Annotated in this window: 20 protein-coding genes; 9 read left to right on the top strand and 11 right to left on the bottom strand. The window is 59.7% G+C overall.

Going from position 1 to position 21,832, the window contains the following annotated elements; translation table 11 throughout:
* Positions 1 to 63 precede the first annotated feature (63 nt).
* Positions 64 to 930: a LysR family transcriptional regulator gene (locus EYC95_RS26250; RefSeq protein WP_131062918.1), complete on the top strand. Its 867-nt coding sequence runs from the start codon at positions 64 to 66 to the stop codon at positions 928 to 930.
* A gap of 181 nt (positions 931 to 1,111) precedes the next feature.
* Here the strand turns inward: EYC95_RS26250 and fabI are convergent, their stop codons facing one another.
* From fabI to gloB, 8 genes are all read right to left on the bottom strand, one after another.
* Entirely contained in the window at positions 1,112 to 1,906 is a 795-nt protein-coding gene (fabI, locus tag EYC95_RS26240) for an enoyl-ACP reductase FabI (RefSeq protein ID WP_008152082.1), read from the bottom strand.
* Positions 1,907 to 1,927: 21 nt separating this feature from the next.
* Positions 1,928 to 3,538 carry an ABC transporter ATP-binding protein gene (locus EYC95_RS26235; RefSeq protein ID WP_131062917.1) on the bottom strand — a complete coding sequence of 537 codons (1,611 nt, stop codon included), beginning with the start codon at positions 3,536 to 3,538 and terminating at the stop codon, positions 1,928 to 1,930.
* A gap of 1 nt (position 3,539) precedes the next feature.
* Positions 3,540 to 4,559: an ABC transporter permease gene (locus EYC95_RS26230; RefSeq protein ID WP_131062916.1), complete on the bottom strand. Its 1,020-nt coding sequence runs from the start codon at positions 4,557 to 4,559 to the stop codon at positions 3,540 to 3,542.
* 1 nt (position 4,560) lies between these two features.
* On the bottom strand, positions 4,561 to 5,634 hold the full coding sequence (locus EYC95_RS26225) for a microcin C ABC transporter permease YejB (RefSeq protein ID WP_010459785.1): 1,074 nt from the start codon (positions 5,632 to 5,634) through the stop codon (positions 4,561 to 4,563).
* 4 nt (positions 5,635 to 5,638) lie between these two features.
* A complete protein-coding gene (locus EYC95_RS26220) occupies positions 5,639 to 7,480 on the bottom strand; it encodes an extracellular solute-binding protein (RefSeq protein ID WP_131062915.1) in 1,842 nt (613 codons plus the stop codon).
* Entirely contained in the window at positions 7,477 to 9,309 is a 1,833-nt protein-coding gene (locus EYC95_RS26215; protein ID WP_131062914.1) for an extracellular solute-binding protein, read from the bottom strand. The genes EYC95_RS26220 and EYC95_RS26215 overlap by 4 nt, the downstream gene beginning before the upstream one ends.
* Before the next feature lie 286 nt (positions 9,310 to 9,595).
* On the bottom strand, positions 9,596 to 11,053 hold the full coding sequence (locus tag EYC95_RS26210; RefSeq protein WP_131062913.1) for a transglycosylase SLT domain-containing protein: 1,458 nt from the start codon (positions 11,051 to 11,053) through the stop codon (positions 9,596 to 9,598).
* 99 nt (positions 11,054 to 11,152) lie between these two features.
* Positions 11,153 to 11,920, bottom strand: a complete 768-nt coding sequence (gene gloB, locus EYC95_RS26205) for a hydroxyacylglutathione hydrolase (protein WP_131062912.1) — start codon at positions 11,918 to 11,920, stop codon at positions 11,153 to 11,155.
* Between the two features lie 65 nt (positions 11,921 to 11,985).
* On the opposite strand from gloB, the gene EYC95_RS26200 reads away from it, so the two are divergent.
* Positions 11,986 to 12,744, top strand: coding sequence for a class I SAM-dependent methyltransferase (locus EYC95_RS26200; RefSeq protein ID WP_131062911.1), 759 nt, complete (start codon positions 11,986 to 11,988; stop codon positions 12,742 to 12,744).
* An 89-nt stretch (positions 12,745 to 12,833) separates the two neighbouring features.
* Entirely contained in the window at positions 12,834 to 13,286 is a 453-nt protein-coding gene (gene rnhA / locus EYC95_RS26195; protein WP_008028618.1) for a ribonuclease HI, read from the top strand.
* A gap of 181 nt (positions 13,287 to 13,467) precedes the next feature.
* On the opposite strand, the gene EYC95_RS26190 is transcribed toward rnhA, so the two are convergent.
* Positions 13,468 to 13,770 (bottom strand): DUF2388 domain-containing protein, encoded by a 303-nt coding sequence (locus EYC95_RS26190; RefSeq protein ID WP_131062910.1) that lies wholly within the window; start codon positions 13,768 to 13,770, stop codon positions 13,468 to 13,470.
* 190 nt (positions 13,771 to 13,960) lie between these two features.
* On the opposite strand from EYC95_RS26190, the gene dnaQ reads away from it, so the two are divergent.
* The 3 genes from dnaQ to EYC95_RS26175 all read left to right on the top strand — a co-directional run bounded on the left by dnaQ (position 13,961) and on the right by EYC95_RS26175 (position 17,953).
* Positions 13,961 to 14,719, top strand: a complete 759-nt coding sequence (gene dnaQ / locus EYC95_RS26185; protein ID WP_131062909.1) for a DNA polymerase III subunit epsilon — start codon at positions 13,961 to 13,963, stop codon at positions 14,717 to 14,719.
* Between the two features lie 349 nt (positions 14,720 to 15,068).
* On the top strand, positions 15,069 to 17,324 hold the full coding sequence (locus EYC95_RS26180; protein ID WP_131062908.1) for an arginine/lysine/ornithine decarboxylase: 2,256 nt from the start codon (positions 15,069 to 15,071) through the stop codon (positions 17,322 to 17,324).
* A 14-nt stretch (positions 17,325 to 17,338) separates the two neighbouring features.
* On the top strand, positions 17,339 to 17,953 hold the full coding sequence (locus EYC95_RS26175) for a GNAT family N-acetyltransferase (RefSeq protein WP_131062907.1): 615 nt from the start codon (positions 17,339 to 17,341) through the stop codon (positions 17,951 to 17,953).
* Here the strand turns inward: EYC95_RS26175 and EYC95_RS26170 are convergent.
* Both EYC95_RS26170 and EYC95_RS26165 read right to left on the bottom strand, forming a co-directional pair.
* Positions 17,919 to 18,812 carry a LysR family transcriptional regulator gene (locus EYC95_RS26170; protein WP_131062906.1) on the bottom strand — a complete coding sequence of 298 codons (894 nt, stop codon included), beginning with the start codon at positions 18,810 to 18,812 and terminating at the stop codon, positions 17,919 to 17,921. The two genes, EYC95_RS26175 and EYC95_RS26170, sit on opposite strands and share 35 nt — an antisense overlap.
* A gap of 88 nt (positions 18,813 to 18,900) precedes the next feature.
* Entirely contained in the window at positions 18,901 to 19,161 is a 261-nt protein-coding gene (locus EYC95_RS26165; RefSeq protein ID WP_131062905.1) for a hypothetical protein, read from the bottom strand.
* A gap of 174 nt (positions 19,162 to 19,335) precedes the next feature.
* Between EYC95_RS26165 and EYC95_RS26160 the strand changes: the two genes are divergently transcribed.
* From EYC95_RS26160 to EYC95_RS26150, 3 genes are all read left to right on the top strand, one after another.
* Complete coding sequence (locus EYC95_RS26160) at positions 19,336 to 19,896, top strand: NADPH-dependent FMN reductase (RefSeq protein ID WP_131062904.1); 561 nt, start codon at positions 19,336 to 19,338, stop codon at positions 19,894 to 19,896.
* A 113-nt stretch (positions 19,897 to 20,009) separates the two neighbouring features.
* Positions 20,010 to 20,357, top strand: a complete 348-nt coding sequence (locus EYC95_RS26155; RefSeq protein WP_131062903.1) for a metalloregulator ArsR/SmtB family transcription factor — start codon at positions 20,010 to 20,012, stop codon at positions 20,355 to 20,357.
* 31 nt (positions 20,358 to 20,388) lie between these two features.
* Positions 20,389 to 21,672 (top strand): arsenic transporter, encoded by a 1,284-nt coding sequence (locus EYC95_RS26150; RefSeq protein ID WP_131062902.1) that lies wholly within the window; start codon positions 20,389 to 20,391, stop codon positions 21,670 to 21,672.
* The last annotated feature ends 160 nt before the right edge of the window (positions 21,673 to 21,832 follow it).

Raw genomic sequence — 21,832 nt, 5'->3', positions numbered from 1 at the left:
TTTGATTGAAAGACGATAGTTTTTGCGTCGAGCACAAATTATTTAGATCAATCGAGAACGCCTATGTTGCGCGAACTGAAAACCTTCATCGCCGTGACACGCTACGGCACGTTCGCGGCCGCCGGGATGCACATCGGCCTGACGCAGTCGGCGGTGAGCGCGCAGATACGCAATCTGGAACAGGTGCTGGGCATCCGCCTGTTCGATCGCACCGGGCGTCAGGCGATTCTCAATGCCGCAGGGCAACGGGCGTTGCCGATGGCGCGGGAGATCCTCGAGACGTTCAGCCGGATGGCCGTTAGTGACGATGTCCGCGAGTATCGCGGCGAGTTGAAAATTGGCGCGGTAGCCACGGTCCAGACCGGGTTGTTGCCTCAGGCGTTGTTGCGGTTGAGGCAGCAGGCGCCGTTGCTTGAGCCGAAACTGGTGCCGGGTGTGTCATTGAACCTGTTGAGCCAGGTAGACACCGGGGAGGTCGACTTGGCGATATTGATCAAGCCGCCGTTCGAGCTGCCCAAGGAACTGTCGGCGCAGGTTATCCGCCGTGAACCGTTTGTGTTGATTGTGCCAATGGACCTTGAAGGCAATGAACCGTTGCAGGTCCTCGCGAGCCACCCGCACGTGCGCTACGACCGCAATTCATTTGGCGGTCGCCTGGTGACGCGGTTTTTGCGAGAACAGCAGATTGAAGTGCAGGTGGCACTGGAACTGGATGAGCTGGAAGCCATCGTGAAGATGGTCGAATGCGGGCTCGGCGTTTCACTGCTGCCCGAGGCCGGGTTATGGCTTGAGCATGGGGCGAAAGTCAGGATTATCCCGTTGGGCGAGTTGACGTTCTACCGCGAGATTGTGCTGTTGCAGCGCTACAGTCAGAGGACGCAGCCGATCCAGCAGCTGTTTGCCCGATGCCTGACCCAAATCGAAGACTAACCACAAAACCCCTGTGGGAGCGGGCTTGCTCGCGAATGCGGCGTGTCAGGCACCTTCAATGTCGACTGGCACTCTGCATTCGCGAGCAAGCCCGCTCCCACAGGGGATTTGCATCACGCCTGAAATCTCAGGCACAAAAAACCCGCCTGTCGAGGCGGGTTTTTTATGGGTTAGCGAAAGATCACTCTTCCAGGCTACCCATCGCAGTGGTGTTGAAGCCACCGTCTACGTACATGATTTCGCCGCTGATGCCGGACGCCAGGTCCGAGCATAGAAAGGCGCCGGCGTTGCCGACTTCGTCGATGGTGACGTTGCGACGCAGCGGGGTTTGCGCTTCGTTGGCGGCCAGCATCTTGCGGAAGTTCTTGATGCCGGAAGCGGCGAGGGTGCGAATCGGGCCAGCCGATACGCAGTTGACGCGGGTGCCGTCCGGGCCCAGGGAGCCGGCCAGGTAACGCACGCCGGCTTCCAGCGAAGCCTTGGCCATGCCCATGACGTTGTAGTTCGGCATGGTGCGCTCGGCGCCCAGGTACGACAGGGTCAGCAGGCTGCCGTTGCGGCCTTTCATCATTTCGCGGCCGGCCTTGGCCAGGGCCACGAAGCTGTAGGCGCTGATGTCGTGAGCGATGCGGAAACCTTCACGGGTGGTGGCTTCGGTGAAGTCGCCGTCCAGTTGGTCGCCCGGGGCGAAGCCGACGGAGTGCACGATGCAGTCCAGGCCGTCCCACTTCTTGCCCAGCTCAACGAAGACCTTGGCGATTTCTTCATCGCTGGCCACGTCGCACGGGAAGCACAGGTCAGGGTTGGAACCCCAGCTTTGTGCGAACTCTTCGACACGACCCTTGAGTTTGTCGTTCTGATAAGTGAAGGCAAGCTCAGCGCCCTCGCGATGCATGGCGGCAGCGATGCCGGATGCGATGGACAGCTTGCTGGCGACACCGACGATCAGTACGCGCTTACCGGCGAGAAAACCCATGTGTTGCTCCTCTCTTTCAGGTTATTGCGCAGTGGCTGGAGCCAGGAAAGCGGCTTCCAGCAACTGCTGTGTATACGGATGTTGGGGGGCGGCAAAGATACTTTGCGCGTCTCCCTGTTCGACCACTTGGCCCTGCTTGACCACCATCAGCTGGTGGCTCAGCGCCTTGACGACAGCCAGGTCATGGCTGATAAACAGATACGTCAGGTTGTACTTGGTTTGCAGTGAACGCAAAAGCTCCACCACTTGGCGTTGCACGGTGCGGTCGAGGGCCGACGTCGGCTCGTCCAGCAAAATCAACGCCGGTTTTAGCACTAATGCCCGGGCAATGGCGATTCTCTGCCGTTGCCCACCGGAAAATTCGTGGGGGTAGCGGTTCCGGGTTTCCGGGTCCAGACCTACCTCCTTCAATGCCGCAATAATCGCTTGTTCCTGTTCCGCCTCGGTGCCCATCTTGTGGATCCGCAGGCCTTCGCCGACGATCTGGCTCACGCACATCCGCGGACTCAGGCTGCCGAACGGGTCCTGAAACACCACCTGCATCTCCCGGCGCAACGGCCGAACCTCGGCCTGCGTCAGGCAGTCTAGCTGCTTGCCTTCAAAACGGATGGCGCCTTTGCTGCCGATCAGCCGCAAAATCGCCAGACCGAGCGTTGACTTGCCCGAACCGCTTTCTCCCACAATCCCCAAGGTCTGGCCCTGAGGCAGGCTGAAATTGATCCCGTCCACCGCTTTGATGTGGTCGACGGTCTTTTTCAGAAAGCCTTTCTTGATCGGGAACCAGACTTTCAGGTCCTCGACCTGCAGCAGCGGCGGGCCAATCACGTTGGTTGCCGGCTTGCCGCTGGGCTCCGCTGCCAGCAGTTCCCGAGTGTACGGATGCTGCGGCGCTCGGAACAACTCTTCGCACGATGCCTGTTCGACGATGCAACCGCGCTGCATGACACATACGCGATGCGCAATTCTTCGCACAAGGTTCAAATCGTGACTGATCAGTAGCAGCGCCATGCCCAATCGGGCCTGTAATTCCTTGAGCAATTCGAGGATTTTCAGCTGAACGGTCACGTCCAGCGCGGTGGTCGGTTCGTCGGCGATCAGCAGCTCGGGCTCGTTGGCCAGAGCCATGGCAATCATCACCCGCTGACGCTGGCCACCGGACAATTCATGGGGCAGGGCCTTGAGGCGCTTGTGCGGCTCAGGAATGCCGACCATCTCCAGCAATTCCAGGGTGCGCTTGGTCGCGACTTTGCCGACCAGACCCTTGTGAATGCCCAGCACCTCGTTGATCTGCTTCTCGATCGAGTGCAGCGGATTGAGCGAGGTCATCGGCTCCTGGAAGATCATCGCGATCCGGTTGCCGCGGATGTGGCGGATGGTTTTCTCTTTCAGACTCAGCAGGTCTTGCCCGGAATACTCGATGGTCCCCGACGGATGCCGGGCGAGCGGGTAGGGCAACAGCCGCAGGATCGAGTGCGCGGTCACCGATTTGCCGGAGCCGCTTTCGCCGACCAGCGCCAGGGTTTCGCCACGCTTGATGTCGAAACTGACGCCTTCCACCACCCGCTGACAGTGATCGCCGACGACGAATTCGACGGCCAGGTCGCGCACTTCGATCAGATTGTCCTGATTCATTTCACTTCCTCGGGTCGAAGGCATCGCGAGCGGACTCGCCGATGAACACCAGCAAACTCAACATCAATGCCAGCACCGCAAACGCGCTCATGCCGAGCCACGGCGCTTGCAGGTTGGATTTGCCCTGGGCCACCAGTTCACCCAACGACGGCGCGCCCGGCGGCAAACCAAAGCCCAGGAAGTCGAGAGCGGTCAGGGTGCCGATGGCGCCGGTCAGGATGAACGGCATGAAAGTCATGGTCGAGACCATGGCGTTGGGCAAGATGTGGCGGAACATGATCGCGCCATTCTGCATCCCCAGCGCCCGGGCGGCGCGCACGTATTCCAGATTACGCCCGCGCAGGAACTCGGCACGCACCACGTCTACCAGGCTCATCCATGAGAACAGCAGCATGATCCCCAGCAGCCACCAGAAATTCGGCTGGACGAAACTGGCCAGAATGATCAGCAGATACAGCACTGGCAACCCGGACCAGATCTCCAGGAAACGCTGCCCGGCCAGATCCACCCAGCCGCCATAGAAGCCCTGCAAGGCGCCGGCAATCACGCCAATGATCGAGCTGAGAATGGTCAGGGTCAACGCAAACAGCACCGAAATCCGGAAGCCGTAAATCACCCGCGCCAATACATCGCGGCCCTGATCGTCAGTGCCTAAAAGGTTGTCGGCGGAAGGCGGCGCGGGCGCCGGGACTTTCAGGTCATAGTTGATGCTTTGGTAGCTGTAGGGAATCGGTGCCCACAGCACCCAGGCGTCTTTGGCCTTGAGCAGTTCACGGATATACGGGCTCTTGTAGTTGGCCTCCAGCGGGAATTCGCCGCCGAACGCGGTTTCCGGGTAGCGCTTGAGCGCCGGGAAGTACCAGCCGTTGTCGTAATGCACCACCAGCGGTTTGTCGTTGGCAATCAGCTCGGCACCGAGGCTCAGGCCGAACAGCACCAGAAACAGCCACAGCGACCACCAGCCACGCCTGTTGGCCTTGAACAGTTCGAAACGTCGGCGATTGAGCGGGGACAAATTCATCTCAATGCTCCCGGCTTTCGAAGTCGATGCGTGGATCGACAAAGGTGTAGGTCAGGTCACCGATCAATTTCACCACGAGACCGAGCAAGGTGAAGATAAACAGCGTGCCGAACACCACCGGGTAATCGCGGTTGATCGCCGCTTCGAAACTCATCAAACCGAGGCCATCCAGGGAGAAGATCACTTCCACCAGCAGCGAGCCGGTGAAGAAGATCCCGATAAACGCTGACGGGAAACCGGCGATCACCAGCAGCATGGCGTTGCGGAACACGTGGCCGTAAAGCACGCGGTGATTGGTCAGGCCTTTGGCCTTGGCGGTGACCACGTACTGTTTGTTGATTTCGTCGAGGAAGCTGTTTTTGGTGAGCAGGGTCATGGTCGCGAAGTTACCGATTACCAGTGCTGTCACCGGCAATGCCAGGTGCCAGAAGTAATCGAGGATCTTGCCGCCAGTGCTCAGTTCATCGAAGTTGTTCGAGGTCAGTCCCCTGAGCGGGAACCAGTCCAGGTAGCTGCCGCCGGCAAACACCACGATCAGCAGGATCGCAAACAGGAACGCCGGGATCGCGTAGCCAACGATGATCAACGAACTGGTCCAGACGTCGAAGTGGCTGCCGTGCCGCGTCGCCTTGGCGATCCCCAGCGGGATCGACACAAGGTACATGATCAGCGTGCTCCACAGCCCGAGCGAGATCGACACCGGCATCTTTTCCTTGATCAGGTCGATGACCTTGGCGTCGCGGAAGAAGCTATCGCCGAAGTCCAGGGTGGCGTAGTTCTTGATCATGATCCACAAGCGTTCCGGCGCCGATTTATCGAAGCCGTACATGTGCTCGATTTCCTTGACCAGCATCGGGTCCAGGCCTTGCGCACCGCGATAGGCGGAGCCGGCCACCGAGACTTCGGCACCTCCGCCGGCAATGCGGCTGGTGGCGCCTTCGAAGCCTTCGAGCTTGGCGATCATCTGCTCCACCGGCCCGCCGGGGGCGGCCTGGATGATCACGAAGTTGATCAGCAAAATGCCGAGCAAGGTCGGAATGATCAGCAGCAGTCGCCGAAAAATATACGCCAGCATCTGATTACTCCGTGCCCGCAGGGTCGGCTTGCAGTTTGGTTTCGACTTCTATCGCCGGTGTCGCGTCAGGCTTGACCCACCAGGTGTTCGTACCGATGTCGTACTTGGGAGAGACTTTCGGGTGACCGATGTGGTTCCAGTACGCCACGCGCCAGGTTTTGATGTGCCAGTTGGGGATCACGTAATAGCCCCATTGCAGCACGCGGTCCAGTGCCCGGGCGTGGGCGACCAGGCTTTTGCGCGAATCGGCGTTGATCAGTTGCTCGACCAGTTGATCGACCACCGGATCCTTGAGGCCCATGGAGTTGCGGCTGCCGGGTTTGTCGGCCGCGGCAGACATCCAGAATTCGCGCTGTTCATTGCCCGGCGAGTTGGACTGCGGGAAGCTGCCGACGATCATGTCGAAGTCCCGTGAACGCACGCGGTTGATGTATTGCGAGACATCGACCCGGCGGATCACCAGGTCAATACCCAGGTCGCTGAGGTTGCGCTTGAACGGCAGCAGCACCCGCTCGAATTCGGTCTGGGCCAGCAGGAACTCGATGGTCACCGGTTTGCCATTGGCGTCGACCATCTTGTCGTCGACGATCCGCCAGCCGGCCTCTTGCAGCAGTTGGTAGGCCTTGCGCTGCTGGGTGCGGATCATGCCGCTGGCGTCGGTCATCGGGTTCTGGAACGCTTCGCTGAACACCTGATCGGGGATCTTGCCGCGGAACGGGCCGAGGATCGCCAGTTGATCAGCGTCGGGCAGGCCGGTCGCGGCCATTTCCGAGTTCTCGAAGAAACTGCGGGTACGCACATAGGCGCCGTTGAACAGTTGCTTGTTGGTCCATTCAAAGTCCAGCAGCAGCGTCAGCGCCTGACGCACGCGCACATCGTGGAACACCGGACGGCGCAGGTTGAACACAAAGCCCTGCATGCCGGTCGGGTTGGCGTTGGGGATCTGTTCCTTGATCAAGCGGCCTTCGGTGACAGCTGGAATGTTGTAGGCGTTGGCCCAGTTCTTCGCGGCCATTTCCAGCCAGTAATCGAACTGCCCGGCCTTGAGGGCTTCAAGCGCCACGGTGTTGTCGCGGTAGTAATCAGTGGTCATCACGTCGAAGTTGTAGAAGCCACGGTTGGCCGGCAGGTCCTTGCCCCAGTAATCCTTGACCCGCTCATAGCGTATCGAGCGCCCGGCCTTCACTTCGGTCACCTTGTAGGGGCCGCTGCCCAACGGGATTTCCAGGTTGCCCTTGTTGAAATCGCGGTTTGCCCACCAATGCTTGGGCAATACCGGCAACTGGCCGAGGATCAGCGGCAGTTCGCGGTTGTTGGTGTGCTTGAACTTGAACAGCACGGTGAGCGGGTCTTCGGCGACCGCTTCGTCGACATCGCTGTAGTAACCGCGATAGAGCGGAGCGCCGTCCTTGGTCAGCACCTGGAAGCTGAACACCACGTCTTCGGCGCGAATCGGATGACCGTCGTGGAAACGTGCTTCAGGGCGCAGATAGAAACGCACCCAGCTGTTGTCCGGGGCTTTTTCGATCTTGCCGGCGACCAGCCCGTATTCGGTGAACGGCTCGTCCAGACCCTGTTTGGCCAAAGTGTCGTAGATCATGCCGATGTCGTCAGCCGGCACGCCTTTGCTGATGAACGGGTTGAGGCTGTCGAAGCCACCGAACCCGGCCTGGCGAAAGATTCCGCCCTTGGGCGCATCGGGGTTCACGTAGTCGAAATGCTTGAAGTCGGCCGGGTATTTAGGCGGCTCGTTGTACAGGGTCACGGCATGTTGCGGGGCGGCGCAGGCCAGCCCGGCGAACAGCAGACCGCTGGCCTGCAACAGCAGTGCGCGTACGGGTTTCATCGATCTTTCTCCGAAGATTTCAGCCACCACGCGGAGAGGCCCAGGGTGTAGGGCGGCGTGGTGACGAAGGCGAACCGGTTGCGGTAGGCCAGGCGGTGATAATTGAGGTGCCAGTTGGGAATGATGTAGTGCTGCCACAGCAAGACCCGGTCCAGGGCTTTACCGGCCGCGACTTGTTCGTCGCGGGTTTGCGCGGCGAGCAGTTGTTCGAGCAGGTGATCGACCGTCGGGTTGGCGATGCCGGCGTAGTTTTTACTGCCCTTGACCCCGACCTGGCTGGAATGGAAATACTGCCATTGCTCCAGGCCCGGGCTGAGGGTCTGGTTGAGCGTCATCAGGATCATGTCGAAATCGAACTGATCCAGACGTTGTTTGTACTGGGCGCGGTCGACCGTGCGCAGGCGCGCGTCGATGCCAATGCTGGCAAGGTTCTCGACGTAAGGCTGAAGGATGCGTTCCAGGTTCGGGTTGACCAGCAGGATCTCGAGCTTGAGCGGTTGGCCTTTGGCGTTCTCGATCCGTTGCCCGTTGAGTTTCCAGCCGGCCTCGGCGAGCAGCGCCAGGGCCTTGCGCATGGTTTCCCGGGGGATGCCGCGTCCATCGGTCTTTGGCAGGCTGAACGGCTCGGTGAGGAGCTTGGCGGGCAACTGCTCGCGATACGGCTTGAGCATCAGCCATTCGTGCCCGACCGGCAGGCCAGTCGCGGAGAACTCGCTATTGGGGTAATAACTCATGGCGCGTTTGTATGCGCCGCTGAACAGGGTGCGGTTGGTCCACTCGAAATCGAACATCAGCCCCAGCGCTTCACGGACTTTGGTCTCGGAGAAGGCCGGGCGCCGGCTGTTCATGAACAGGCCCTGGGTCTGGGTCGGGATCTGGTGCGGGATCTGCGCCTTGATCACGTCGCCGCGGCGCACGGCCGGGAAGTTGTAACCGTTGTCCCAGTTCTTCGCCTGATGCTCGATGTAGATGTCGAATTCGCCGGCTTTGAAGGCCTCGAAGGCCACATCGCTGTCGCGGTAGAACTCGACTTCCATGCGATCGACGTTGTATTTGCCGCGATTGACCGGCAAGTCCTTGCCCCAGTAATCCTTGACCCGTTCGAAAATGATCTGGCGTCCAGGCGTTACTGACGTGATGCGATACGGCCCGCTGCCCAGTGGCGGCTCGAAGGTGGTGGCCTTGAAATCACGACCTTTCCAGTAATGCTGCGGCAGCACTGGCAATTCGCCCAGACGCAGGATCTGCAACGGATTGCCGGCGCGCTTGAACACGAATCGAATGCGCTGCGGATTGAGGATGTCGACCCGCAATACTTCCTGAAGGCTGGTGCGGTACTGCGGATGACCTTCCTTGACTAGCAAGCGGTAGGAAAACGCCACGTCGTAGGCGGTTATCGGCGTGCCATCGTGGAACCGCGCTTCAGGACGCAAGTTGAACACGACCCAGCTGCGATCTTCGCTGTATTCCACCGATTGGGCAATCAGGCCATAACTGGAGGTCGGCTCATCGCCGGACGGCGCGTACTGGCCGGTGCCGACCATCAACGGTTCGTTGAGTTCGTTGATGCCGTATTGCAGGAAATTCGGCGTGGAAACCGGGCTGGAGCCCTTGAAAGTGTAGGGGTTGAGCGTATCGAAGGTGCCAAACGCCATCGCCCGCAACGTACCGCCCTTGGGCGCTTGCGGGTTGACCCAGTCGAAGTGGGTAAATCTGGCCGGGTACTTGAGCGTGCCGAACTGCGCATAACCATGGCTTTCGCTGATCGTCGCGCTTGCGGGGGAGCTCAAGGCCAGGCTGGTCAGGAACAGGAGGAGGGGACGCTTCAAGTCAGAGATCCGATCCAGGCGGCTTGGGCTTTGTGGGCCGTACAGTAACAGCTTGTATCGACAGGAAAAAGACACGGGCTTAATGCGCTGTTAACGGCTGGCGCGATAGCCCTGCACATCGCAGAATCTGTGGGAGCGGGCTTGCTCGCGAATGCGGTTTTACATTCAACATTGATATTGGCTGAAAAGACGCATTCGCGAGCAAGCCCGCTCCCACAGGGATTGCATTCTCGCCAGAAAAACCGGGTTGCAGGCAAAAAAAACCCCTGAAATCAGGGGCTCGTTTTTAGCGCGGCGAAGAGACCGTCAACATCTGCCCAGGCTTGAGAGCCTGACCGACACGCGGGTTCCAACGCTTGAGGTGCTGCATTTCAACATTGAAGCGCTTGGCAACCATGTACAAAGAATCGCCTTGCTTGACCTTGTATTGGGTCTGCGGCTTTTCCTTGGCGGCTTTGCTGTTTGTCTTGCTGTTCGCCGCCACGACGGTGTTGACGCGACCGCTGCTGTTGCGCTTGGTGGTGTCCTGCATCACCAGGGTCTGGCCAACCTTGAGGTTCTTGCCGGTCATCTTATTCCAGCGCTGCAGGTCCTTGACGTCGACCTTGTTGGCCTTGGCGATGGCGGCCAGGTTGTCGCCGCGCTTTACGCGGTAGGCACGTTTGAGGCTGGCAATCTCGGATTCATCAGCCCCTTCGAAGACCGGCTTGAGCGACTTCTTGCTGATCAACTCTTCAGGACGCATGGTCGACAGGCTGGCGGTCAGCAACTGCGCCTTGGACGTTGGCACCAGCAAATGCTGGGGGCCGTCGATGGTGGTGCGCTGTTTGAAGGCCGGGTTGAGCTGGAACAGTTCGTCTTCGTCGATGTTGGCCACCGCGGCAACCTTGGACAGGTCCATGCGCTGGTTGATTTCGACGACCTGGAAGTACGGTTCGTTGGCGATCGGGTTGAGGTTCACGCCATACGCTTCGGGGGCCAGCACGACCTGGGACAAGGCCAGCAACTTCGGCACGTAGGCCTGGGTTTCGGCGGGCAGCGGCAGGTTCCAGTAATCGGTCGGCAGGCCGAGTTTCTCGTTACGCTCGATGGCGCGGCTGACCGTGCCTTCGCCAGCGTTATAGGCCGCCAGGGCCAGCAACCAGTCACCGTTGAACATGTCGTGCAGGCGGGTCAGGTAATCCATGGCCGCAGTGGTCGAAGCGGTGATGTCGCGACGGCCATCATAGAAACGGGTCTGACGCAGGTTGAAGTAACGGCCGGTAGAAGGAATGAATTGCCAAAGACCCACCGCGTTGGCCCGGGAATAGGCCATCGGGTTGTAGGCGCTTTCAATCACTGGCAGCAGCGCCAGTTCAAGCGGCATGTTGCGTTCTTCAAGGCGTTCGACGATGTAGTGAATGTAGAGGCTGCCGCGTTCACCCGCGTTTTCGAGGAAGGACGGGTTGCTGGCGAACCACAGGCGCTGTTGCTCGATGCGCGGGTTGACGCCCAGGTTGTCCTGCAACTGGAAGCCTTGGCGCATGCGCTCCCAGACATCTTGTGGAATTTGCGGAGTCGGTTTTTCGCTGAGCCAGATAGGTTTCTGCTTGGCGCGAGCGGCGATATTCGGCGTGTGTGTCGCTTCGGTCTGCGGCACATGGCTGGAACAGCCCGCCAGAGTGGCGGACACAGCCACCGCTATGGCTTGAGCCAAGCGGGTCAATGCGTCTGATTTGATGGCTTTACGAATAGATGACGACATTGGCTGGAAGTATGTTCCGGGCAAAAATGTCGGGCGATTCTAGAAAGCGCACCCCTTGTGGTCAACCATTCAGAATTTTTGTACCAACGGGCCAGCTACTTAGAACTTATCTTTCCAAGCCCGAAGAGCAGCAAAGACCGCACTCGGAGCCCGGTTTTGGGTTCCATTCCGTTCGTCCACTTTTTCTTTAACGGATGTTTCGTCGACACGTAAAAACGGGTTGGTCAGCTTCTCAAGCGCCAAAGTAGAGGGCAGCGTCATGATTCCGGCTGCACGTTGCGCGGTGACTTTTTCTAGACGTGCGGTGGTGTCCCGGTTGCCCGGTTCGACCGCTGCGGCAAACTTCAGGTTGCTCAGGGTGTATTCGTGGGTGCAGTAAACCAGCGTATCTTCAGGCAGGGCCGCGAGGCGGCTCAGCGAGGTGTGCATCTGCTCAGGCGTGCCTTCGAACAAACGCCCGCAACCGGCGGCAAAGAGGGTGTCGCCGCAGAACAGCAGGCCGTGATGGTAATAGGCGATATGTCCCAGGGTGTGTCCAGGAACGGCGAGGACGTCGAAGTCCCAGCCCAGCACGCTGACGCGGTCTTTGTCCTTGAGCGCCACGTCCCGCGCCGGAATGGTTTCGCTGGCCGGACCGTAGACTTTTGCGTCCGTCGCATTTTTCAGATGATCGACGCCGCCGACATGATCATGATGGTGATGAGTGATCAGGATATCGCTCAATACCCAACCCGGGTGCGCTGCCAGCCAAGCGTGCACGGGCGCAGCATCACCCGGATCGACCACGGCGCAGCGCTGGGTGTTGTGGTCTTGTAACAACCAGATGTAGTTGTCGGTGAAGGCGGGCAGGGCACTGATCTGTATCATCGTCGGATTCGCCAAGCGGAAAACAATGGCGCATCTTAGAACTTCCTGGCGCGTTGGAGAATGCAATGACCGATAAAGCGTTCGCTCAGGCCGATCCTGACTGGCTGGCATTGATCAGCGCAGCCCGTGAATGGCTGTCCGGCCCCATCGGGCAATTTCTGCTGGACGAAGAACGACGCATGCTCGAAGACGAGCTTGGCCGCTTCTTCGGTGGCTACCTGGTGCATTACGGTCCGTCGGCCCAGACGCCACCGTCGGCACCCCAGGTACAGCGCAATGTGCGGCTCGGTGCGCCGTTGCCGGGTGTCGAGATCGTCTGCGAAGAGCAGGCCTGGCCGTTGAGCGAGCATGCCGCTGATGTGGTGGTGATGCAGCACGGCCTCGATTTCTGTCTGTCGCCCCACGGTTTGCTGCGTGAAGCCGCAAGCAGTGTGCGGCCCGGCGGGCATCTGCTGATCATCGGAATCAATCCCTGGAGCAGCTGGGGCTTGCGCCATGTGTTCGCCCACGACGGCTTGCGCAAGGCTCGCTGCATCTCGCCGTCGCGGGTCGGCGACTGGCTCAATCTGCTGGGCTTCGCGCTGGAGAAACGCCGCTTCGGGTGCTATCGTCCGCCGCTTGCGTCACCCGCCTGGCAGGCTCGTCTGGCTGGTTGGGAGCGCAAGGCCGGTGACTGGCAACTGTCGGGTGGCGGCTTTTATTTATTGGTGGCGCGCAAGATCGTGGTGGGCCTGCGGCCAGTGCGCCAGGAACGGCGCGAACCGATGGGCAAGTTGATTCCATTGCCGATGGCCAAGGTCAACCGTCGCAATATCGAACCGTAATACACTTTATTTCCCGGCCGGGTTCGCCCCGGCCTCGGGCATCGTCGGTCACTGATCGGCGAGCCACCGCATTTTCTGGATAGATTGGCATGAGCGATAGCGTAGAACTCTTCACCGACGGCGCCTGCAAAGGCAACCCTGGCCCTGGCGGCTGGGGCGCATTGCTGGTGTGCAAAGGCGTGGAAAAGGAACTGTGGGGCGGCGAAGCCAATACCACCAACAACCGCATGGAGCTGATGGGCGCGATCCGCGGCCTGGAAGAGCTCAAGCGTTCCTGCGACGTGCTGCTGGTGACCGACTCCCAGTACGTGATGAAAGGCATCAACGAGTGGATGGACAACTGGAAAAAGCGCGGCTGGAAAACGGCGGCCAAGGAACCGGTCAAAAACGCTGACTTGTGGAAACTGCTGGATGAGCAGGTCAACCGCCACAACGTCACCTGGAAGTGGGTGCGCGGCCACATCGGCCACCACGGCAACGAACGGGCTGATCAGTTGGCCAACCGTGGCGTGGATGAAGTGCGCGGGTACAAGCAGGCTTGATTTGGTTCTGCCAGTGCACCGCGTCGCGACCTTCGCGAGCAAGCCCGCTTGTGTCTTACGCAGGATTTAGACTGAGGATGAGAGCGGTGCGGCGTCCGACTTGCCCGCGAAGAAGGCGCCGCGGTGTGACAGAGTGACCGCGTTTTCGTTCTTCGCGAGCAAGCTTCGCTCCTACAGGGCGTCACAGCATCAAGATTGCGGTGGCCAGTTGCTGGTCGGAATGCTGATCATTGACCACCCCGCGAATCCGCAAAAACGCCGCCTCGATTCGCGCCCCTCGAATCTCCCCCTCGCTCGCCACAAACGCCGCCGCATCATCCTTCGCCGCCAGCACAATCTTGTCGTCGCTGAATGACCCGCTGGTGCCTTTGCTCGAGCTCAGCGTCAGGCTCACCGTCACGTCAGTGCTGATCACGAAGCTGGTGGCCTGGGCCCCTGTGCCCAGCAGGCAGGTACTCAATAACAGAAATCGTGCAGTCTTCATGGCGGACTCAATCCCTTTGGAAACAAGGCCCGCACGCTAGCAATCCGTTCTGCTCCAGACTTTATGAACATTGCTAATGATTGTTAAAAGTTGCATGAGCGCCGGTCACCTGGCTGTGCACGCGCCGGATCCCGCGAGCGTGTTAACATCGCCGCTTTTGCACGATTGACCCGTTGAGAGCTGAGCACTGATGGCCACCAGATCCGTTGTACTCGATACCGAAACCACCGGCATGCCGGTGACCGACGGCCACCGGATTATCGAAATCGGTTGTGTCGAGTTGATCGGTCGGCGCCTGACGGGCCGGCATTTCCACGTTTACCTGCAACCGGATCGCGAGAGTGACGAAGGCGCCATCGGCGTCCACGGCATCACCAACGAGTTCCTGGTGGGCAAACCGCGTTTCACTGAAGTGGCCGATGAATTTTTCGAATTCATCAAGGGCGCGCAGCTGATCATCCATAACGCGGCGTTCGACGTTGGCTTCATCAACAACGAATTCGCCCTGATGGGCCAGCACGATCGTGCGGACATCACGCAGCACTGCTCGATCCTCGACACCCTGATGATGGCCCGGGGACGTCACCCTGGGCAGCGCAATAGCCTCGATGCGTTGTGCAAACGTTATGGTGTCGACAACTCTGGCCGTGAACTCCACGGTGCCTTGCTCGACTCCGAGATCCTCGCCGACGTTTACCTGACCATGACCGGCGGCCAGACCAGCCTGTCGCTGGCCGGTAATGCGTCCGACGGCAATGGTTCTGGCGAAGGCGCAGACAACTCCGCCACCGAAATCCGCCGCTTGCCGGCCGATCGCCAGCCGACTCGAATCATCCCCGCCAGCGAAGACGACCTGGCCCGGCACGTGGCGCGCCTGGAAGCCATCGCCAAGTCTGCCGGCGCCCCGTCACTGTGGCAGCAACTGGTCGAGGCCAAGGCGCAGGCGTGAATCAGAGCTAATGTGACACGGCTTTTTTGGCGAGGGAGCTCGTGTGGCGAGGTGGCTTGCCCCCGTTGGGCTGCGAAGCGGCGCCTTGCATTCTTCCAGGCATACTATCTCGGCAGAATTGGCGACTGCTTCGCAGCCGAACGGGGGCAAGCCCCCTCGCCACAGAAGCCACACCTCACCACAGGTCATTTGTTGAGCCAAAAGTGTCCATTTCAGATCGAGTTTGATGGCCACATGATGGTGCGCTCATTGACCCGCTTCGGGGCATCGCGCTCGCCACATGCGCTTGAACCCTCTACCCTGAGGTGATTGGCAGGCCACGGTCTGCAGCCTCAGGACGCTGAGCCTCATGTATAAAGATTTGAAATTCCCGGTTTTGATCGTCCACCGCGACATCAAGGCCGATACTGTCGCCGGCGATCGCGTGCGTGGCATCGCCCGGGAGCTGGAGCAGGAAGGCTTCAGCATCGTTTCGGCGGTGGATTACACCGAAGGGCGGCTGGTCGCTTCGACCCATCACGGCCTTTCCTGCATGCTGATTGCCGCTGAAGACGCCAGCGCCCATTCGCATTTGTTACACAACATGGCTGAGCTGATCGGCCTGGCGCGGGTGCGTGCGCCGGACTTGCCGATTTTCGCGCTGGGCGAACAAGTGACGCTGGAAAACGCCCCGGCCGACGCGATGGCCGAGCTCAATCAGCTGCGCGGCATTCTCTATCTGTTCGAAGACACCGTGCCTTTCCTGGCCCGGCAAGTGGCCCGGGCGGCCCGCAAATACCTTGATGGTTTGCTCCCACCCTTTTTCAAGGCGCTGGTGCAACACACCGCCGACTCCAACTATTCCTGGCACACCCCCGGTCATGGCGGCGGCGTGGCGTATCACAAGAGCCCGGTGGGGCAGGCCTTTCACCAGTTTTTTGGGGAAAACACCCTGCGTTCGGACTTGTCGGTATCGGTGCCGGAACTGGGCTCCTTGCTCGATCACACCGGCCCGCTAGCCGAAGCGGAGGCCAGGGCGGCGCGCAATTTCGGCGCCGATCACACCTTCTTCGTGATCAACGGCACCTCGACCGCCAACAAAATCGTCTGGCATTCGATGGTCGCTCGCGACGACCTGGTGCTGGTGGACCGCAACTGCCACAAGTCGGTGCTGCACTCGATCATCATGACCGGTGCGATTCCGCTGTACCTGTGCCCGGAGCGCAATGAACTGGGGATCATTGGTCCGATTCCGCTGAGCGAATTCAGCCGCGAATCGATTCAGGCCAAGATCGACGCCAGCCCGCTGACCCAGGGCCGTGAGCCCAAGGTCAAGTTGGCCGTGGTGACCAATTCGACCTACGACGGCCTGTGCTACAACGCCGAGTTGATCAAGCAGAACCTGGGCAACAGCGTCGAAGTCCTGCATTTCGACGAGGCCTGGTATGCCTACGCGGCGTTCCACGAGTTTTTCGCCGGCCGTTACGGCATGGGCACGTCCCGTACCGAAGACAGTCCGCTGGTGGTCACCACGCATTCCACGCACAAGCTGCTGGCCGCGTTCAGCCAGGCCTCGATGATTCATGTCCAGGACGGCGGCGCGCGGCAACTGGACCGCGACCGCTTCAATGAAGCGTTCATGATGCATATCTCGACGTCGCCGCAGTACAGCATCATTGCGTCGCTGGACGTCGCGTCGGCGATGATGGAAGGCCCGGGCGGGCGTTCGCTGTTGCAGGAAATGTTCGACGAGGCGCTGAGCTTTCGCCGGGCCCTGGCCAATTTGCGTCAGCACATCGCTGCGGATGACTGGTGGTTTTCCATCTGGCAGCCGCCCTCGGTGGAAGGCATCGACCGCGTTGTCACCGAAGACTGGCTGCTGCAACCCGACGCCGACTGGCACGGCTTCGGTGGCGTGACCGACGATTACGTGTTGCTCGACCCGATCAAGGTCACCCTGGTCATGCCCGGCCTGACCGCGGGTGGTGCGCTGAGCGAGCGCGGGATTCCGGCGGCAGTGGTCAGCAAGTTCCTTTGGGAGCGTGGGTTGGTGGTCGAGAAGACTGGCCTGTATTCATTTCTGGTGCTGTTCTCGATGGGCATCACCAAGGGTAAATGGAGCACGCTGCTGACCGAGTTGCTGGAGTTCAAGCGCAGTTACGACGCCAACGTCAGTCTGGCAACGTGCCTGCCGTGCGTGGCGCAACAGAATCTCGCACGTTATCAGGGCATGGGATTGCGGGATTTGTGCGATCAATTGCACGCCTGTTATCGCAGCAATGCCACGGCCAAACACCTCAAGCGCATGTACACCGTGCTGCCGGAAATCGCCATGAAGCCGGCGGACGCCTATGATCATTTGGTGCGTGGTGAAGTGGAGGCGGTGTCGATCGATGCCCTGGAGGGGCGAATTGCCGCGGTGATGCTGGTTCCGTATCCGCCAGGCATCCCGTTGATCATGCCGGGTGAGCGGTTCACCGAGTCAACCCGGTCGATCATCGATTACCTGTCGTTTGCTCGCACGTTCGACAGCAGTTTCCCCGGGTTTGTCGCTGATGTGCACGGACTGCAAAACGAAGACGAGGGCAATGGACGGCTTTACACCGTTGATTGCATCAAGGAATGAGGACCTTTCCGAGTATGCAACCGATCATGAATCCCAAATACCCAGGCCTCTCGGTGCGTGTCGCCGACGAGGGTTTCGCGCCCTATATCTGGGGCAGCGACTTCAGTTTTGAAGTCGCGGCCTATGGCGCAGCCGAAATCGGCAAGCCCGTGGAGCAGTGGCTGGTAACGCCGATCACCCCTTATCGAAAGTGCTACGGCATTGATCCCGAAGAGTTCAGCAGTTTCCGCGATGCCGCCGACAGTGCGGTATTCATGGCCTATCTCGATGACGAGCCGGTCGGCCATCTGGTGGTCAGCACCAATTGGAACGGCTTTGCCCATATCGACGAGTTGGCCGTGCATGCGCCGGCGCGCCGTCATGGTGTGGCCAAGGCGTTGCTGGATGTGGCGCAGTTCTGGAGTCGCAAGAAGAAACTGCCGGGCATCATGCTCGAAACCCAGAACAACAATCTGGGAGCCTGTCGACTGTATGAGCGCTCTGGTTTCTTGATTGGCGGGATCGATCATCTGCGTTATCGCGGCATCGACCCGAACACCGCCGAAGTGGCGCTGTTCTGGTATCGCTTGTTCGATAATCCGCTGGAAAATCCGCTCAGCTCGACAACATCGCCGCGGCTTGTTCCATGACGATCTCCAGCAGCACCTGAACGGCCGGCATTGGCTCGCCGTTCTTCAGGGTCAGGGCATAGAGGCTGATCGGCACCGCAGGCGCCAACGGGCAAGCATCCAGACCGCTCGACTTGGCACCGAGGGCGGTGAACGGGTCGACGATCGCCAGGCCTTCGCCGGCCTCGACCATGCTGCGCATCATCTGATGAGTCTGCACCCGGGTCTGGATGACCGGTGCAGGGCGCAAGGCATGCAGTTTGTTGTCGAGCGCCGGGCTCAAGGGGTCATGACCTTCCAGGCCAACCATCGATTGGCCGGCCAGATCCTGCAACGAAATGTACTTCTGTTTGGGTTGCAGCCAGCCATGGGGCGCCAATAACTGAAGTTTGCCTTGGGCAATCACTTGGCAATGAATGTCGGCGTGGTCGGGATCATGCAGGCTCAGTCCAAGATCGCTTTCACGCAGCAACAGGCTTCTGACGATTTCGCGGGTGGGCTGGCTCAGCAGGGTGCAAGGCGCATCGGGAAGGCGTCGGCGCAGGGCCGCGATGCTGTGGGGCAACAACTGTTGCGCCAACGGCGGGGTGCAGATGATGCGCAGCGGGTGCGCCTGATATTGCTTGAGGCTGCTGGCCAGTCGCTGGACCGGCTCTAGCGCGTCGTAGACGTGGGCGATTTCAACCTGTAGCTCCCGCGCCTCGCGTGTTGCCTGCAAACGTCCACGCACGCTGGAAAACAGCATGAATCCCAACTGATCCTCGGCGTCGCGCAAAATGCCTTCGACCTCGGCCACCGGCAACTGCAGCCATTCGGCGGCGGTGCTCAGGTGACCGGTCTGCAAAAGCGCGTGGATCACTTCGATATGACGTAAACGCATGCGTGAAGTCCATGTTCAGCAGGTGAGGGAGTCAGTGACTGAATCCTAACTCAAGTGCGCGCATATGACTTCTGCTCATAACGCAGGGTTATGAGGCGACGGTGGTTTCCGGCAGGCTGCCGACATAGGTGTCGGGTTCGCGCACGATGGTGACGTCCGATTGCACCAGCAGAAACTGGTTGTCATCGAGCTTTTTGACGCGATCGCCAATGGCCAGTTTGTAGGTGGTCACAGGCACCGAGCCAGTGAGGCCGTCATGCGAGGGGGTGGATTCCTGGAACTCATGCACGGAATAAACGCGGCCTTCCGCGTCTCTTGCATGGAACTGACCGACGAGTACTGCTGCCATCTGCTTAGAACCTCTGGAGATAAATCACTCAATTTGCGGTTCTGTAGACCGTGCTTGGGCGAGGTAAGTTTTCCTACAGGAAAAAAATAGTCAGGGGCGGTGAATTCAGCAGCCCTCTGGGTGATTCGTCATCTATAACTACAAGTCTTTCCATCGAACAGTCGAGAATCTTCCATGAGCAACGTCTACACGATCGCCGTACTGGTCGGCAGCTTGAGAAAGGAATCGATCAACCGCAAGGTGGCGCTGGCCCTGGCCGACCTGGCGCCTGCCAATCTCAAGCTCACTATCGTCGAAGTTGGCGACCTGCCGCTCTATAACGAAGACATCGATGGAACTTCACCGCCGGCAGCCTACAGCACTTTCCGCCAACAAGTGAGTTCATCCGACGCAGTGCTGTTCGTCACCCCTGAATACAACCGCTCGGTGCCGGCACCGCTGAAGAATGCGATCGACGTGGGATCGCGCCCGTATGGCAAGAGCGCCTGGAGCGGCAAACCGGGGGCGGTGATCAGCGTTTCGCCGGGCGCTGTCGGCGGGTTTGGGGCCAACCATCACTTGCGGCAGTCCATGGTGTTTCTGGATGTGCCGTGCATGCAGCAACCGGAAGCCTATCTGAACGGTGCCGGTTCGGCGTTTGATGAGGCCGGCAAGTTGTCCGAATCGGTGAGGCCTTTCTTGCAGAAATTTATCGATGCTTATGGGAAGTGGGTCGAGCAACACAAAAAAGAGTGACTGGAAATCCCCTGTAGCAGCTGCTACAGAAGCGGGGCAATCCAGTCTTTGCTTTACTGCATATTCGATATTCCATATATTCACGCCTTGTTTGTCCAGAGGCGTGTCCCCTCATGTCCAGCTCTCGCAGTCCCGTCGATATTTTCAAGGCCCTGGCCGATGACACCCGCAGTCGTATCGCACTGTTGATCGCCCGCGAAGGCGAGTTGTGCGTGTGTGAATTAACGGCCGGGCTGGACCTCAGCCAGCCGAAGATCTCCCGTCATCTGGCGCAGTTGCGCAGCAATGGTCTGCTGGCAGACCGGCGTCAGGGTCAGTGGGTTTTTTATCGCCTGCACCCGCAATTGTCGCCTTGGGTCATCACGCTGTTGCAGGGCGCACTGGCCGATCACGGTGAGTGGCTGGCCGCTGATGTCGACCGTTTGCAGGCAATGGCTGATCGCCCGGTACGCTGCTGCTAATCCCCCGATTTTTCTTTGAAGGCTGCTCCGCATGCTCATCGCGTCACTGATTTTTCTGCTGACCATCACCCTGGTGATCTGGCAACCCAAAGGCCTGGGAGTGGGCTGGAGTGCGCTGTTCGGCGCAGTGCTGGCGCTGATTTTCGGGGTGGTGCACCTGAGTGACATCCCGATTGTGTGGCAGATCATCTGGAACGCCACCGGCACCTTCGTGGCATTGATCATCATCAGCCTGCTGCTAGACGAGGCGGGGTTCTTTGCCTGGGCTGCCTTGCACGTGGCCCGCTGGGGGCGGGGCAGCGGGCGCAAACTCTTTGCTTATATGGTGCTGCTCGGCGCGCTGGTGTCGGCATTGTTTGCCAACGACGGCGCGGCGCTGATTCTGACGCCGATTGTGATTTCCATGCTGCTGGCGTTGCGCTTTTCCCCGGCCGCCACCCTGGCGTTCGTGATGGGCGCCGGTTTCATCGCGGACACCGCGAGCCTGCCGCTGGTGGTGTCGAACCTGGTGAACATCGTTTCGGCGGACTTCTTCAATATCACCTTCAATCGTTATGCGGCGGTGATGATTCCGGTCAACTTCGTCAGTGTTGCCGCCACGCTGGCGATGCTGATGTGGTTTTTCCGTCGTGACATTCCTAAGGATTACGACCCCGAACAACTGGAACTTCCGTCGACCGCGATCCATGACAAGACCACGTTTTATGCCGGTTGGGTGGTGCTGGTGATTCTTCTGCTCGGCTGCTTTGCCCTTGAACCGCTGGGCATTCCGATCAGCGCCATTTCGGCCGTGTGCGCGGCGTTGCTGCTGGCCATCGCCGCCCGTGGCCACAAGATTTCCACGCGCAAGGTGATTAAAGAAGCACCGTGGCAGATCGTGATTTTCTCGCTGGGCATGTATCTGGTAGTGTATGGCCTGCGCAATGCCGGGCTTACCGGGTATCTGGCCGGGTGGCTGGACGGGTTTGCGAATTACGGCGTTTGGGGCGCGGCCATGGGCACGGGCGTGCTGACGGCGTTGTTGTCGTCGATGATGAACAACATGCCGACAGTGTTGATTGGCTTGCTGTCGATCGATGCAAGCCAGGCCACAGGGGCAGTGAAGGAGGCGATGATTTATGCCAACGTTATTGGCAGCGATCTGGGGCCGAAGATTACCCCGATTGGTAGCCTGGCGACGTTGCTGTGGTTGCATGTGCTGCAGCGTAAGAATATTCAGATTGGCTGGGGGTATTACTTCAAGGTCGGGGTTGTGTTGACGGTGCCGGTTTTGTTGGTGACGTTGGCGGCTTTGGCTTTGCGGTTATCCATATAGACCTTGTCGCCCCTTTCGCGGGCAAGCCTCGCTCCTTGTATGTTGACCCTGATTCCAACGAGAGAGGTTACGCTTAAGGATTCATACAACAGCAAGTGCGTTTCTGGGGGAGGCCGATCGCTCCTGAAGGCAGGATTTGCTCCTGACCTTGTCTGTAGAG

Origin of the sequence: Pseudomonas sp. BGI-2, from assembly GCF_004310295.1 — a bacterium.
In the GTDB taxonomy this organism is placed as follows: domain Bacteria; phylum Pseudomonadota; class Gammaproteobacteria; order Pseudomonadales; family Pseudomonadaceae; genus Aquipseudomonas.
Note: the sequence above shows the minus strand (reverse complement) of the source record. Positions and strands in the feature narration are given on the sequence as shown.

Excerpts from the sequence above, each read along its gene's own strand:
- EYC95_RS26250 (WP_131062918.1), top strand. The coding sequence starts at position 64 with ATGTTGCGCGAACTGAAAACCTTCATCGCCGTGACACGCTACGGCACG.
- fabI (WP_008152082.1), bottom strand. The coding sequence starts at position 1,906 with ATGGGTTTTCTCGCCGGTAAGCGCGTACTGATCGTCGGTGTCGCCAGC.
- EYC95_RS26235 (WP_131062917.1), bottom strand. The coding sequence starts at position 3,538 with ATGAATCAGGACAATCTGATCGAAGTGCGCGACCTGGCCGTCGAATTC.
- EYC95_RS26230 (WP_131062916.1), bottom strand. The coding sequence starts at position 4,559 with ATGAATTTGTCCCCGCTCAATCGCCGACGTTTCGAACTGTTCAAGGCC.
- EYC95_RS26225 (WP_010459785.1), bottom strand. The coding sequence starts at position 5,634 with ATGCTGGCGTATATTTTTCGGCGACTGCTGCTGATCATTCCGACCTTG.
- EYC95_RS26220 (WP_131062915.1), bottom strand. The coding sequence starts at position 7,480 with ATGAAACCCGTACGCGCACTGCTGTTGCAGGCCAGCGGTCTGCTGTTC.
- EYC95_RS26210 (WP_131062913.1), bottom strand. The coding sequence starts at position 11,053 with ATGTCGTCATCTATTCGTAAAGCCATCAAATCAGACGCATTGACCCGC.
- gloB (WP_131062912.1), bottom strand. The coding sequence starts at position 11,920 with ATGATACAGATCAGTGCCCTGCCCGCCTTCACCGACAACTACATCTGG.
- EYC95_RS26200 (WP_131062911.1), top strand. The coding sequence starts at position 11,986 with ATGACCGATAAAGCGTTCGCTCAGGCCGATCCTGACTGGCTGGCATTG.
- rnhA (WP_008028618.1), top strand. The coding sequence starts at position 12,834 with ATGAGCGATAGCGTAGAACTCTTCACCGACGGCGCCTGCAAAGGCAAC.
- EYC95_RS26190 (WP_131062910.1), bottom strand. The coding sequence starts at position 13,770 with ATGAAGACTGCACGATTTCTGTTATTGAGTACCTGCCTGCTGGGCACA.
- dnaQ (WP_131062909.1), top strand. The coding sequence starts at position 13,961 with ATGGCCACCAGATCCGTTGTACTCGATACCGAAACCACCGGCATGCCG.
- EYC95_RS26180 (WP_131062908.1), top strand. The coding sequence starts at position 15,069 with ATGTATAAAGATTTGAAATTCCCGGTTTTGATCGTCCACCGCGACATC.
- EYC95_RS26175 (WP_131062907.1), top strand. The coding sequence starts at position 17,339 with ATGCAACCGATCATGAATCCCAAATACCCAGGCCTCTCGGTGCGTGTC.
- EYC95_RS26170 (WP_131062906.1), bottom strand. The coding sequence starts at position 18,812 with ATGCGTTTACGTCATATCGAAGTGATCCACGCGCTTTTGCAGACCGGT.
- EYC95_RS26165 (WP_131062905.1), bottom strand. The coding sequence starts at position 19,161 with ATGGCAGCAGTACTCGTCGGTCAGTTCCATGCAAGAGACGCGGAAGGC.
- EYC95_RS26160 (WP_131062904.1), top strand. The coding sequence starts at position 19,336 with ATGAGCAACGTCTACACGATCGCCGTACTGGTCGGCAGCTTGAGAAAG.
- EYC95_RS26155 (WP_131062903.1), top strand. The coding sequence starts at position 20,010 with ATGTCCAGCTCTCGCAGTCCCGTCGATATTTTCAAGGCCCTGGCCGAT.
- EYC95_RS26150 (WP_131062902.1), top strand. The coding sequence starts at position 20,389 with ATGCTCATCGCGTCACTGATTTTTCTGCTGACCATCACCCTGGTGATC.